The sequence below is a fragment of the Streptomyces sp. NPDC043878 genome (assembly GCF_056435735.1).
On record NZ_JBWKDW010000001.1, the window covers coordinates 23,150 to 37,160 of the forward strand.

9 protein-coding genes are annotated in these 14,011 nt (G+C 71.6%); 5 read left to right on the top strand and 4 right to left on the bottom strand.

Annotated elements, in window-relative coordinates:
- Positions 1 to 142: 142 nt before the first annotated feature.
- The 4 genes from AC07AZ_RS00110 to AC07AZ_RS00125 form a co-directional block, all read right to left on the bottom strand.
- Positions 143 to 1,393, bottom strand: a complete 1,251-nt coding sequence (locus AC07AZ_RS00110) for an alpha-L-fucosidase (RefSeq protein WP_478842097.1) — start codon at positions 1,391 to 1,393, stop codon at positions 143 to 145.
- A 97-nt stretch (positions 1,394 to 1,490) separates the two neighbouring features.
- Positions 1,491 to 4,559 carry an alpha-mannosidase gene (locus AC07AZ_RS00115; protein WP_478842099.1) on the bottom strand — a complete coding sequence of 1,023 codons (3,069 nt, stop codon included), beginning with the start codon at positions 4,557 to 4,559 and terminating at the stop codon, positions 1,491 to 1,493.
- Between the two features lie 69 nt (positions 4,560 to 4,628).
- Positions 4,629 to 5,966: a 6-phospho-beta-glucosidase gene (locus AC07AZ_RS00120; RefSeq protein ID WP_478842101.1), complete on the bottom strand. Its 1,338-nt coding sequence runs from the start codon at positions 5,964 to 5,966 to the stop codon at positions 4,629 to 4,631.
- Complete coding sequence (locus AC07AZ_RS00125; RefSeq protein ID WP_478843383.1) at positions 5,963 to 6,739, bottom strand: DeoR/GlpR family DNA-binding transcription regulator; 777 nt, start codon at positions 6,737 to 6,739, stop codon at positions 5,963 to 5,965. Before AC07AZ_RS00125 ends, AC07AZ_RS00120 begins: the two co-directional genes overlap by 4 nt.
- Before the next feature lie 139 nt (positions 6,740 to 6,878).
- On the opposite strand from AC07AZ_RS00125, the gene AC07AZ_RS00130 reads away from it, so the two are divergent.
- The 5 genes from AC07AZ_RS00130 to AC07AZ_RS00150 all read left to right on the top strand — a co-directional run bounded on the left by AC07AZ_RS00130 (position 6,879) and on the right by AC07AZ_RS00150 (position 13,987).
- Positions 6,879 to 7,898 carry a carbohydrate kinase family protein gene (locus AC07AZ_RS00130; protein ID WP_478842103.1) on the top strand — a complete coding sequence of 340 codons (1,020 nt, stop codon included), beginning with the start codon at positions 6,879 to 6,881 and terminating at the stop codon, positions 7,896 to 7,898.
- A 67-nt stretch (positions 7,899 to 7,965) separates the two neighbouring features.
- On the top strand, positions 7,966 to 9,252 hold the full coding sequence (locus AC07AZ_RS00135; protein WP_478842105.1) for an ABC transporter substrate-binding protein: 1,287 nt from the start codon (positions 7,966 to 7,968) through the stop codon (positions 9,250 to 9,252).
- On the top strand, positions 9,252 to 10,214 hold the full coding sequence (locus AC07AZ_RS00140) for a carbohydrate ABC transporter permease (protein ID WP_478842107.1): 963 nt from the start codon (positions 9,252 to 9,254) through the stop codon (positions 10,212 to 10,214). The genes AC07AZ_RS00135 and AC07AZ_RS00140 overlap by 1 nt, the downstream gene beginning before the upstream one ends.
- 12 nt (positions 10,215 to 10,226) lie before the next feature.
- Positions 10,227 to 11,066, top strand: a complete 840-nt coding sequence (locus AC07AZ_RS00145; RefSeq protein WP_478842109.1) for a carbohydrate ABC transporter permease — start codon at positions 10,227 to 10,229, stop codon at positions 11,064 to 11,066.
- Entirely contained in the window at positions 11,063 to 13,987 is a 2,925-nt protein-coding gene (locus AC07AZ_RS00150) for a glycoside hydrolase family 2 TIM barrel-domain containing protein (protein ID WP_478842111.1), read from the top strand. The genes AC07AZ_RS00145 and AC07AZ_RS00150 overlap by 4 nt, the downstream gene beginning before the upstream one ends.
- Positions 13,988 to 14,011: the final 24 nt, after the last annotated feature.

A 14,011-nucleotide genomic window follows, 5' to 3' on the forward strand; every position in this document is an offset into this window, starting at 1 on the left:
GGGCGTTTTGGAGGGAGAGCGGGGGGGGGGGGTGGTCTTTTTTGCCCAGGGGCGGTTGGGGGGGGGGGGGGGGGGGGGGGGGGGGGGGGGGTTGGTCCCCCCCCCCCCCCCCCCCCCCCCCCCCTGCCCGCGGGTCTCGGCCTCAGAACCGGCCCGAGCCGCGGTACAGCTCCAGCTCCCCGTCCAGCTCGACCTTGAGCACGGTGGCGTGCGGGTCGAGGTCGGACCCGGCGGGCGGGTCGATGAACAGCACCCCGACGGCCTCGTGCAGCCCGCCGACGACCCGGTGGCCGAGCCGGGTGCCGGTGCCCAGCACGGTGACCCGGCCGACCGGCGTGACGAGACCGCGTACGCCGATCTCGGCGCGCGGGATGTCGAACAGGGTGAGGTAGAGGGTGCGGCCGTCGGCGGACAGCGTGCTCGGTCCGTAGTGGTGCCCGGCCGGAAGCCCGCGCACCGTGCCGTACACGGCCTCGGAGTGCTTGCGGATCCACTCCCCCAGACCTTCGAGGCGCTCGACCTGCGGCTGCGGGATGGTGCCGTCCTCCGTCGGGCCGACGTCGAGGAGCAGGTTGCCGCCCCCGCCGATCGTCTCGGTGAAGTAGCGGACCAGCTGGGCGAGCGACTTGTGGTTGTGGTCGGCGTGCTGGTAGCCCCACGAGTCGTTGATGGTCAGGCACAACTCCCAGGGCCCCGGCGGCGGTTCGATGGGGGCGCCCTGCTCGGGAGTGGCGTAGTCGCCCTCGCTGAGCATGCGGGCGTTGAAGACGACGTCGGGCGAGTACGAGCGGACGAGCGCGGCGAGTTCGGGTATCCGCCACTGCTCCTCGCTGCGGTCCCACTCGCCGTCGAACCACATCAGGTCGGGGCGGTATCGGGAGGCGAGTTCCCGGACCTGGCCGTCGCGGTAGGCGATGAACCGCTCCCAGGCGTCGAGGTCCTCGTCCTCGGCGGCGGCCTCGGAGTAGCGGTTGTCCGCCAGCTCCGGGGGCCGGCCCGGCTTGCGGGTGGAGGCGTAGTCCGGGTGGTTCCAGTCGGAGTGCGAGTAGTAGAGGCCGACCCTGAGGCCCTTCTCGCGCAGGGCCTCGGCGTAGCCGGTGAGGTAGTCCCGGCCCAGGTCGAGGTCGCCGTACGCGGTGTCCCACAGGGCGACACCGTCGTGGTGGCGGCTGGTGAGAACGGCGTACCTGGCGCCCGCCCGGGCGAAGAGGTCGGCCCAGGCACGCGGGTCGTACCGGGCGCCGGTGAAGCGGTCCAGCTGGGACATGTACTGCTCGTGCGGCACGACGTCGTCGTAGAACGACCAGGACTCCTGGACGCCGTCGACCGCGTAGATCCCCCAGTGGACGAAGATCCCCAACTTGGCGTCGGTGAACCACGGCTGTACGGGCATGGCTGAACTCCTCGACTGGGCCGGTCACTTCACTGGGTGTGGGGCATCCGGGGCGGGGAGGGCGCGACGCGCCGGCCCTCCCCGCCGGGGCCGGCCGCTACCGGCCGCCGGTCTCCCGCCGAAGCCGCAGCGTCAGGATCTGGAACGGCCGCAGTGAGAGCGTGACCGCGCCGTCCCCGTCGGTCACCGCCTCCGCCTCCGCCCCGTCGAGCGGTCGCTCCAGCAGGTCGGTGACCTGGGCGCCGGCGAGCGGGAAGCCGGTGCGCAGCACGCCGTGGGCGCGGCCGCCGCGCGACTCGTAGAGGCGGACGACGACGTCACCGGACGCGTCGTCGGCGAGCTTCACGGCCTCGACGGTCAGGCCCTCGCCGTCCACGGTGACGACCGGCTCCGGCTCTCCCGCTGAATCGGCCACCCGCAGCGGGAGGTTGAGGGCGTAGCCCTCGGCGACCGCGTCGCCGACGGTGGCGCCCGGCAGCAGGGAGTAGGTGAAGCGGTGCCGGCCCTGGTCGGCCTCCGGGTCGGGGATCCGCGGGGCGCGGACCAGGCTCAGGCCGACCGTGGTCGTCGTACCGCCGTCCTCGCGGACCGTGCGGGTGACGTCGTGGCCGTACGTCGAGTCGTTGATGACCGCGACGCCGTAACCGGGTTCGGCCAGGTGCACCCAGCGGTGGCCGGAGACCTCGAAACGGGCCGCCTCCCAGGTGGTGTTGGTGTGCGTGGGGCGCTGGACGTGGCCGAACTGGATCTCGGCCGAGGAGTGCGGGGCGCGGATGTCCACCGGGAAGGACGCCTTGAGGATCTTCTCCGCCTCGTGCCAGTCGATGTCGGTCTCGATGTCGACGCGGGCGCTGCCGGCCCGGAGGGTGACGGTCTGGGTGATCCGTGAGCCCTTGCCGAACGAGCGCGTGACGCGGACCGCGCCGAGCAGCGGGTCCTCCTCCACGACGGCCACCGCGTCCGCCTCCAGCAGATCCGTGGAGCGGTTGCGGTAGTGCTTGTCGATGTCCCAGGCGTCCCAGAAGTTGGGCAGGTCGGTGTGCAGGCGCAGCAGGTTGCCCGGTCCGGCGAGGACCTCGCGGTTCGCCCGCAGGTCGAGGACCGACGACAGCGTGCCGTCCTCGGCGACCTCCACCCGCACCAGGCCGTTGTCGAGGACCCGGCCGGAGACCGTCACCGGACGCGGCGGTTCGGCGGCGGCCAGCGGCGCGCTGCCGCTCGCGGGCACCTCCACGTAGGCGGGTGCGCCCGCCGACGTACGGACCACCTCGGCGCGGGCGTACGGGCTGGTGTTGAACACCCGGCTGCCGCCGTCCCCGAGGGCGGCGACCGCCTCGGCCGTCAGCTGTTCCAGTTCCCGGGCCACCCGCGCGTACTCGGCCTCCGCCTCCCGGTGCACCCAGGCGATCGAGGAGCCCGGCAGGATGTCGTGGAACTGGTGCAGCAGCACCGTCTTCCACAGCCGGTCCAGCTTCTCGTACGGGTAGGCGTAGCCGGGCGCGTGCAGCGCGGCCGTCGTCGCCCACAACTCGGCCTCGCGCAGCTTGTGTTCGCTGCGCCGGTTGCCCTGCTTGGTGCGGGCCTGGGAGGTGTAGGTGGCGCGGTGCAGCTCCAGGTACAGCTCGCCGACCCAGACCGGGGCGTCCGGATACTCCTCGCGGGCGGCCTTGAAGAACGCGTCGGGGTGTTCGACGACGACCTTCGGTGAGCCCTCCAGGTCGGCGAGCCGACGGGCGCGTTCCATGATCTCGCGGGTGGGGCCGCCGCCGCCGTCGCCCCAGCCGAAGGGCGCGAGCGAGCGCGTACCGCCGCCCTTCTCCGAGTAGTTGCGTACCGCTCGGTCCATCTCCTCGCCGCTGAAGCGGGCGTTGTAGGTGTCCACCGGCGGGAAGTGGGTGAAGATGCGGGTGCCGTCGATGCCCTCCCACCAGAAGGTGTGGTGGGGGAACTTGTTCGTCTGGTTCCAGGAGATCTTCTGGGTGAGGAACCAGTCGTTGCCGGCGAGCTTGGCGAGTTGCGGGTAGGCGGCGTTGTAGCCGAAGGAGTCGGGCAGCCAGACGCCCTTGGTCTCCACGCCGAAGTGCTCGATGAAGAACCGCTTGCCGTGGATGAACTGCCGGGCGACGGCCTCGCCGCCGGGCAGGTTGCCGTCCGCCTCGACCCACATGCCGCCGACGGGGGCCCACTGGCCCTTCTTCACCGACTCCTGGATGCGCGCCCACACCTGCGGGTAGTTGTCGCGGACCCATTCGTACTGCTGGGCCTGGGAGCAGGCGAAGACGAAGTCGTCGTACTCGTCGGCGAGCGAGGTGACGTTGGAGAAGGTACGGGACGTCTTGCGCTTGGTCTCGCGGATGGGCCACAGCCAGGCGGAGTCGATGTGCGCGTGCCCGACGCCCGAGATGGTGTGGGCGCTGGCGTGCGCGGGCCTGGCGAGGACGGGGGCGAGCACCTCGCGGACGGCCGCGGCGCTGCCGGAGACGTCGTCGAGGTCCAGGGTGTCCATGGCTCGGTCCAGGGCGTGCATGATCTCGTGGCGGCGCGGCTCGTGCTCGCCGAGGTGGACCATGAGCTCGCGCAGTACCTGGAGGTCCAGGTCGAGGTGCCAGACCTGCTCGTCGAGGACGGCGATGTCGGCCCGCCGGAAGGTGTACAGCGGCTTGTCGCCCGCGGTCAGGACGTCGCCGAGGTGGGTCGGGCGGGCGAAGTCGTCGGCGAGGATGTCGGGGTTGGAGGCCGCCTCGACCAGGTAGTCGACGCTCTCCCCGCCGGTGGCCGGGTTGCCGATCGGCACGTACTGGTTGAGCGGGTTGACCGCCTTGAGCGGGGTCCCGTCGGTGCGGTGGACCAGGGCCTCGGCCTGGTTGCCGGGCCAGTCGCCGACGAACCCGAGGTCGATGACCGCCTCCACGCGCCGGCCCGCCCACTCCGCGGGCACCCGGCCGCGCATCCGGAACCAGGTCGTGCCCCAGGGCGGCCCCCAGGGGGTGTCCATCGCGAAGGGCTCATAGGGGGCTGCGGCGGCCTCCTCGAACGGGACCGGCTCCCCCGGCGCCCGCCATGCCTCGACCTCGAGGGGGACGCCGGCCGCGTAGATCGCGGGCTTGACGCGCTGGGTGTGGACGCGCTCGACGCGCTCCTCGATCCGTCGCCGTTCGTCGTGCATGAGAGTCTCCAGGAAGGCAGGGAGCCAGCAGGGGGAGCCACAGGGCCGGAAAGCGCTTACTAACCGCGCTCACTTAAGGTACGCCAGTCCGGGATGGACGTCGGTGTAGCCCTCGACCAGCCTGCGGGCCACGTTCACGGAGTCGACGAGCGGGTGCAGGGCGAACGCCTTGACCGCCGTCGCGCGGGAGCCGGACCCGGCGGCCGCCAGCACCTCGCGCTCCACCGCCTTGACCGAGCACACCAGGCCGGTCGCGTGGTCGGGCAGCGGGTCGACCGAGACGGGATGCGCGCCGTTGGCGTCGACCAGGCACGGCACCTCGATGACGGCGTCCGCGTCGAGCACCGAGAGGGTGCCCTGGTTGCGGACGTTGAGGATCAGCGTGGTGCGTTCGTCGCGGGCGATGGCCCGCATCAGGGCGAGCGCCACCTTCTCGTAGCCGCCGGAGAGGTCGTCGGCGTCGCGCTCGCCGGCGCCGGCCGTCTCCCGGTTCTCGGCCATGTAGGTCGCCTCGCGTTCGGCGCGGGTACGGTCCCAGGCGGTGAGGGCGGCCGCGTCCGGGCGCCGCATCTCGTCGTAGAACCGCGCCTGCTGGTCGCGCAGGAAGGCACCGCGGGTCTTGTCGGCCTGCTGGTAGGCGCGGACGGCTTCCCGGTTGAAGTAGTAGTAGTGCAGGTACTCGTTGGGGATCGCGCCGAGCGACTGGAGCCACTCGACGCCGAAGAGTCTGCCCTCCTCGAAGGAGCCGAGCAGGTCGGGGTCGGCGAGCAGCCGCGGCAGTTCGTCGCGGCCGGCCACCCGCAGTCCGCGGACCCAGCCGAGGTGGTTGAGGCCGACGTAGTCGATCCACGCCTCCCGCGGGTTCGCGCCGAGCACGCGGGCGATACGGCGGCCGAGGCCGACCGGCGAGTCGCAGATGCCGATGACGCGGTCGCCGAGGTGGCGGGACATGGCCTCGGTGACCAGGCCCGCCGGGTTGGTGAAGTTGATGACCCAGGCGTCGGGGGCGAGGCGGGCCACGCGGCGGGCGATGTCGACGGCGACCGGCACGGTCCGCAGCCCGTAGGCGATGCCGCCCGCGCCGACCGTCTCCTGGCCCAGGACGCCTTCCGCGAGGGCCACCCGCTCGTCCTCGGCGCGGCCCTCCAGGCCGCCGACGCGGATCGCGGAGAACACGAAGTCGGCGCCGCGCAGGGCCTCGTCCAGGTCGGTGGTGGCGGTGACCCGGGGGGCGTCGGGGACGGTCGAGGCTTGTTCAGCCAATACACGGGCGACTGCATACAGTCGACTGTCGTCCAGATCGTGCAGAACGACGTCCGTGACCCGCCCCTCCCCCCGGTCCGTCAGCAGCGCGCCGTACACGAGCGGCACCCGGAACCCGCCGCCGCCCAGAATCGTCAGCTTCACGCCGCACCCGCCTTTCCCGGTTCCTGGGCCAGGACCACGTCGACGCCCGCCTCCTCGAGGGAGGACCGCGTCACCGGGTTCACCGGCCCGTTCGTCACCACCACGTCCAGGTCCTCGGGACCGCAGACCTTCGCCATCCCCGTACCCGGGAACTTCGCCGAGTCCGCGAGCAGGACGACCTTCTCGCTGCTCTTGATCATGGCCCGCTTGACCGGCACCTCGACCACCGTCGTGTCCATCACCTGCCCGCCCGGGCGCACTCCGCTGGTGCCGAGGAAGAGCCAGTCGGCGTGCAGCTGGCGCAGGTTGTCCTCGGTGAGGAAGCCGACCAGGGAGCGGTAGTCGCGGCGGACCACCCCGCCGAGGAGCACCAGCTCGATGCCCTCGTCGTCGGCGAGTTCCTCGTAGACGACCAAGTTGCTGGTGATCACGGTGAGCCGGCGGCCGTGCAGCTGCCTGGCCAGGCGGTAGGCGGTGGTGCCGATGTCGAGCAGCACCGAGTCGCCGTCCGCGACCATCCGGGCGGCGTGCGCGGCTATGGCGTCCTTCTCGCCCACGCGCACCTCGGCGACCTCGGCGAAGGGCTGGTCGCCCTCGTCGACCACGGCGCCGCCGTGCACCCGGGTGAGCAGCCCGTCCTCCTCGAGTTTCAGCAGGTCGCGCCTGACGGTGGCGGGGCTCACACCGAGCTGCTCGGAGAGGTCGGTCACGGCCGCGGGACCGCCCGAGCGCAGGGCCCGCAGGATGAGTTGGTGTCGTCGTTCTGCCAGCACGACGTGAACACTACTCGTCATCTTCAATCATTTCTATGCTCAGTTCTGCTCGGGTATTGACCAATCACGCGGAGCGGCGCACGATTCCGGACACGAAATGAAGAGTTTTGACGAGCTCTCCCGGCGAGAGGATGTGCGCGTGGTCGACGACCGGCCCGAGGTGCTGCTGACCGGCCTGCTCTTCTACGACCTCGTCCTCACGGGGCTGGGCAAGCCGCCCACACCGGGCGAGGAGATCTGGACGGGCGGCATGGGCTGCGGCCCGGGCGGCATCGCCAACCTGGCGGTGGCCGCCGCCCGCTTCGGCCTGAGCACCTCCCTGGCCACGGTCTTCGGTGACGACTTCTACGGCGCCCACTGCCAGGAGGTCCTCGCCTGCCAGGAGGGCGTCGACCTCTCGCTGTCCCGCGTCGCGGACGGCTGGCACACCCCCGTCACCGTCTCCCTCGCCCACGCCGGAGACCGGTCCCTGCTCACCCACGGCCAGGAACCGCCGTACTCGCAGGACGCCCTGATGGGCGATCCGCCCGAGGCGCGCACCGCCCTGGTGCACCTGGAGGCCGAGCCGCGCGCCTGGCTGGCCAAGGTGGCCGCGAACGGCACGCAGATCTACGCCGACGTCGGCTGGGACCCCACCCGGCGGTGGTCCGCCGGCCTGCTCGACCAGCTCTCCCTGTGCCACGCCTTCCTCCCCAACGAGACCGAGGCGATGGCCTACACCCGCACCGACAGCGCGGTCGCCGCGCTCGGCACGCTCTCCGAGCTGGTGCCGGTGGCCGTGGTGACCCGGGGCGGCGACGGCGCGGTCGCCGTCGACCAGACGACGGGCGAGTACGCGGAGGTACCGGCCCTCGACATCGACGTCCTCGACGCGACGGGCGCCGGCGACGTCTTCGGAGCGAGCTTCGTCGCCGCCTCGCTGGACGGCTGGCCGCTGGCGGAGCGGCTGCGGTTCGCCGTGCTGGCGGCCGGACTCTCCGTCGGGCACCACGGCGGGGCCCTGGCCGCCCCCGGCTGGTACGGCGTGGACCGCTGGTGGCGGTCGCTGACCGACCCCGGACTCCGGCGGACGTACGGCTTCCTGGCCGACCGCGTCCCGGCGGACCCCGGCCCGCCCGTGCGGTACGCCCCCGTCACCCCGCCCGCGCGGCCGTGCTGACCCCCCAGCCCGGCACACCGACCCCTCTCCCGCACGACCCGAACAGACCCGAAAGGCGGTGGGAGCTGTGCGGCTCTCACGAAGAAGCCTGCTGCGCGCCGGACTGGCCGGTTCGGCCGCCACGGCACTCGGCGGCCTGGCGTCCGGCTGCGCCGTCCCGACCGGCTCGACCGGCCGCGACATGGTCCTGTGGTACTGGAGCGGCGGCCTGAGCGACACGGTCGTCAAGAACGCGAAGGCGCGTTACCACGGCTCCGTGGACCTCCGGGCCATCCAGATCGGCGGCCAGTACCGGTCCAAGCTGATCACCACCATCACCGGCCGGGCCCACATCCCCGACATCGCGGGGCTCAAGGGCGAGGACATGGCGTCCTACCTGCCGAACGCCGAGCAGTTCGTCGATCTGCGGACCCTGGGCGCGGAGAAGTACAAGAGCCGCTACCTGTCCTGGAAATGGGACCAGGGCGTCGCCGACGACGGCACGATGATCGGCTTCCCGATCGACTGCGGCCCGGTCGCGCACTTCTACCAGTACGAGGTGTTCCGGAAGGCGGGACTGCCGTACGAGCCCGCCGACGTGTCGAAGGAGCTCGACACCTGGGAGAAGTTCTTCGCCGCGGGCGATCAACTGCGCAGGCGGATACCGGGCACCTCGCTGCTCACCGACGTCAACTCCGTCTACGACAACGTGGTCAACCAGGGCGGCAAGCGGTACGTCGACAAGGACCGCCACTTCATCGGCGACCAGGAACACGTGCGCGCCGCCTGGGCACTCGCCGTGGAGGCCAAGCGGCGGGGGATCGTCTCGGATCTCGTGACGGGCACCCCGGACCAGCTGTCGGCCGTGCAGGACGGCAAGCTGCCCAGCCAACTGGGCGCCTCCTGGGCCACCTTCGACCTGAAGAACGGTGTGCCGAAGACCAAGGGCCGGTGGCGGATCGCCGACATGCCGGTACGCCCCTCCAACAACGGCGGCTCGTTCCTGTCGATCACCAGGGCGTGCCGGGAGCCCGAGCGGGCCTTCGCGATCATCGCCTGGATGCTCGACGCGGCCAACCAGGCGCAGGGTTACGTGGACGCCGGCCTCTTCCCGTCCACGCCCGCCTCCTACGGCCTCGGCCAACTCCGGCAGCCCGACCCCTTCTTCGGGGGCCAGGTCACCACGGACGTCTTCGGGCCCGCCGCGCAGAAGATCGTGGTCGCCTACAACAGCCCGTTCGACATCGCTCTCGGGCAGCCGATCAAGGACGAGATCAAGAACGTCGGCGTCCTCGGCAAGGACCCGGAGAAGGCCTGGGGTGACGCCATGAGCAAGTGCCGGCGGATCGCGAAGCACCTGGGGGTGAGCTACTGATGGCCGCCGTTCCCGCACTGGCGAAGCCACCCGCCGCCCTCGCGGCCCCGCCCGCCGCGGCCCCGAAGAAGGGATGGCGCGACCACTGGCACCTGTACGCCGCGATCTCGCCCTTCTACCTGATCTTCCTCGGGTTCGGGCTGTTCCCGGTCGGCTTCTCGCTGTACCTGTCCTTCCACCGCTGGGACGGCCTCGGCTCGATGGAGTGGGCCGGGCTCTCGCAGTACCGCTACCTGCTGAGCGACGGCGACTTCTGGAACTCGATCGGCAACACGGTCGTCATCTGGGCGCTGGCCACCTTCCCCATGATCCTCCTGGCGATGGTCACGGCCGTGATGCTCAACTCGGCGGTCCGCCTCAAGAGCGTCTACCGCGTCGCGTACTTCCTGCCCAACGTCACCTCGGTCGTCGCGATCGCGATCGTCTTCGGCTCGATCTTCTCCACCAACTTCGGCCTGGTGAACTCCGTGCTGCAGGCGGTGGGTCTGGACCAGGTGGCCTGGCTGAACACGCCCTGGGGCATCAAGGTCACCATCGCGGCGCTGATGACCTGGCAGTGGACCGGCTACAACGCCATCATCTTCCTGGCCGGGCTGCAGACCATCCCCGGCGATCTGTACGAGGCCGCGCGGGTGGACGGCGCGGGCCCGGTCCAGACGTTCTTCCGGATCACGCTGCCGCTGCTGCGGCCCACGCTGCTGTTCGTGCTGGTCGTCTCGACGGTCACCGGCCTGCAGAGCTTCTCCGAACCGCAGGTCCTGCTCCAGACCTCGTCCAACGACTCGACGTTCGCGGGCGGTCCGGGCCACTCGGGCCAGACGATGGTCCTCTACTTCTTCCAGCAGACCTTCGACAACAACGACTTCGGGTACGGCGCCGCGGTGGCGTGGGGCGTCTTCCTCGTCGTCGTCCTCTTCTCGATCGTCAACTGGCGCCTCGTGCAGCGCCGGGGCGAAGACTAGGAAGGGCGCACCATGGCATCCATCAAGGGCTCCCGCCGCCGGGGCCTCGCGCTGCACGTCCCGCTGATCCTCGGCACCCTGCTCTCGGCCTTCCCGTTCTACTGGGCCGTGATCATGTCGACGCACAGCTCGTCGGAGATCTTCTCCTACCCGCCGAAGCTGCTGCCGGGCACGCATCTCCTTCACAACGTCCGCAACCTCTTCGACGCCGTCGACTTCTTCGGGTCGATGTGGAACTCGCTGCTGGTCGCGGTGTCGGTGACCTTCCTGGTCCTGTTCTTCGACTCGCTGGCGGCCTTCGTCTTCGCGAAGTTCGCCTTCCCCGGGAAGGGCCCGTTGTTCGGGCTGCTCATGGTGATCTTCATGGTGCCGGCGCAGCTGTCGGTCATCCCGCAGTTCGTGGTGATGGCGAGGATCGGCTGGATCGGCTCGATGACCTCGCTCATCGTGCCGGCCGCGGCCAACGCGTTCGGCATCTTCTGGATGCGCCAGTACATGCGCAGCGCCATCCCGGACGAACTCCTGGACGCCTCCCGGCTGGACGGGGCGAACTTCCTGCGCCAGTACTGGCACGTGGCGCTGCCGGTGGTCCGCCCCGGCCTCGCCTTCCTCGGCATCTTCACCTTCATGGGCCAGTGGAACGACTTCGCCTGGCCCCTGATCGCCCTCACCAACCCGGACAACGTGACGCTCCAGGTCGCGCTGTCCCAGCTCAACGGCACCCACGGCACCACCGACTACGGCATCGTGATGACCGGCGCGCTGCTCGCCCTGGTCCCGCTGCTGATCGTGTTCGCGGTCGGCGCCCGACAGATCATCGGTGACCTCGCGAAGGGAGCGGTCCGAGGATGACCGGCGATCCGCTGCTCGCCCTGCGGCCCTGGGAGACACCCGAGGTGACCTCCTGGGGCCGGCTGCCCATGAACGCGGTCGACCGGCGGGACGGGGCCCTGTGCCTGGACGGCGAGTGGCGCTTCCAGCTGCTGCCCGCTCCGGACGCGCCGGTCGGCGGCGTGTGGTCGTCGTCGTACGTGCCCGGCGTGTGGACCATGCAGGGGACGGACGACCTTCCGCAGTACACCAACGTCCGTATGCCGTATACAGAATTCCCGCCGCTGTCTCCCGCCGCCAACCCGACGGGGGTGTACGAGCGCGAGGTGGACGTGCCCGCCGAGTGGGCCGGGCGGCGGATCGTGCTCCAGGTGGGGGCGGCCGAGAGCGTGCTGCTGGTGCATGTGGACGGCCGGCCGGTGGGCATCTCCAAGGACTCCCACCTGGCCGCCGAGTTCGACCTGTCGGAAGCCGTACGGCCCGGGGCGCGGGCCACGGTCCGGCTCACCGTCGTGAAGTGGTCGGACGCCTCGCACATCGAGGACCAGGACCAGTGGTGGCACGGCGGCCTCCCGCGGTCGGTGCTGCTGTACGCGACCGACCCACTGCACCTGGCCGACGTGGCCGTCCGGGCGGCCCGCGACGGTGAGCTGCGGGTGGACTGCCTGGTGCGGGAGGCGGGCGGGGCGCTGCCGGCGGGCTGGTACGTCAGCGGTGAGCTGGACGGCCTTCTCCTCGGTCAGGACGGGGAGTTCGACCGTGCCAACGTCGCGGACGAGCGGGTCTCCGACTTCCTCGGCGAGGCGCGGCTGCGCGTCCGGGTCCCCGAGGTGCGCACCTGGAACGCCGAGACACCCGAGCTGTACGACCTGACCGTCCGCCTGCACCGGCCCGGGGGAACGGTCGCCGACACCTCGCACCACCGCGTCGGCTTCCGCGACGTCGAGACAAGCGGCCGGGACCTGCTGGTGAACGGCGAGCGGGTCTACATCCGGGGCGTCAACCGGCACGACTTCCATCCGCTGACCGGCCGTACCGTCTCCCGCGACGACCTGCGGGCCGACCTCGTCCTGCTCAAGCGCTTCGGCTTCAACGCGATCCGCACCGCGCACTACCCGAACGACCCGGCGCTGTACGACCTCGCCGACGAGCTCGGCTTCTACGTCGTCGACGAGGCGGACATCGAGTCGCACGACCACGCCCACGAGATCGCCGGGGACCCGCGCTACCTGAACGCCTTCGTGGACCGGGTCTCGCGGATGGTCCTGCGGGACAGGAACCACCCGTCGGTGATCATCTGGTCGCTGGGCAACGAGTCCGACTACGGAGCCAACCACGACGCGGCCGCGGCCTGGGCGCGCCGGCACGACCCGACCCGGCCGCTCCAGTACGAAGGGGCCGCCAGGCTCGACTGGGCGGCCACCGACGACGCCTCCGACATCGCCTGCCCCATGTACGCGCCGATCGAGGACTGTGTGGCGCACGCACTGTCGGGCCGGCAGACGCGGCCCCTCATCCAGTGCGAGTACTCGCACGCCATGGGCAACAGCAACGGCACCCTGGCCGAGCACTGGGCCGCCATCGAGTCCACCCCGGGTCTTCAGGGCGGCTTCATCTGGGAGTTCTGGGACCACGGGATCCTGCAGCGTGTGAGTGATGGAAGACCGGCCGGGCGCGCGGGCGCCGGGCTGTACGAGGGCGGCGTCGCCGCGCCCGGCCACCGCTGGGCGTACGGCGGTGACTTCGGGGAGACGGTGCACGACGGCGCGTTCATCGCGGACGGCGTGGTCTTCCCCGACCGCACGCCCAAGCCCGCGCTGTACGAGCACCGGGAGATCGCGGCACCCGTGCGGCTGGAGTGCTTCCGGCACGAGGGTGTCGTCATCGGCAACCACCAGCACTTCCGCGGCCTGGACTGGCTGTCCGCCGCGTGGGAACTGTCCCTGGCCGACGGCGGGGTGCTGACCGCGCCGGCCGAACTGCCCGATCTGCGCCCGGGGGAGACGGCGGCGGTGCCGGTGCCGTTCGCGCTGCCGCAGGACGGCGGCGAGGCCTGGCTGACGCTGCGGGTCACGACCGCGCGGGACGAGCCGTGGGCGCCGCGCGGCACGGTGGTCTGCCTGCCCCAGGTACGCCTGCGGGCGCCCGCGCCGCCGGCTCCAGCCCCGGTCGCGGCCCGCCCGGTGGAGGTCGACGCGGACGGTCTGCTGGTCCATCCCCTGCTCACCGCCGCTCCCACGCTGTCGCTGTGGCGGGCGCCCACCGACAACGACGAGCTCGGGCAGATCGCGGCACGCTGGCGCTCCTGGGGTCTGGACCGGCTGGTCCGCAAGGTCGTCGACGTACGGCGGTCGCGGGGCGGGGTCACGGTGCTCGCCGAGTACGCCGCCGAGGCGGGCGTCGTCCGCCATGTCCAGGTCCTCACCCCCGTCGAGGGCGGGCTGCGTGTCGAGGAGTCGGCCGAACTGCCGGACGGCCTCGACGACGTGGCCCGGGTCGGCTCCGTGTTCGAGACGGTGGCGGGCCTGGACCTGATGGAGTGGTTCGGGCAGGGCCCCTGGGAGTCGTACCCGGACCGCGGTGCGGGGGCTCCGGTGGGCCACCACCGGGTGCCCGTCGACGCGTTGTTCACCCCCTACCTGCGGCCGCAGGAGAGCGGCGGCCGGCACGGTGTACGGCACTTCACGCTGTCGGCGCCGGACGCGACCGGGCTCACGGTCACGCTCGACGAGCCCCGTCAGGTCTCCGTGACCCGCCACCGCGCCGAGGACCTCACCGCGGTGCGGCACCACGACGAACTGGTCCCGCGCCCGGGCTGCGTGGTCCACATCGACGCGGCGCACCGGGGCCTGGGCACGGCCTCCTGCGGCCCCGACACGTCCCCCTCCCATCTCGTCGCGCCGGGCGTCCACCGCTGGAGCTGGACCCTGAGCGTGCTGTGACCGGTCCCCCCGGCCGGTCCGGGG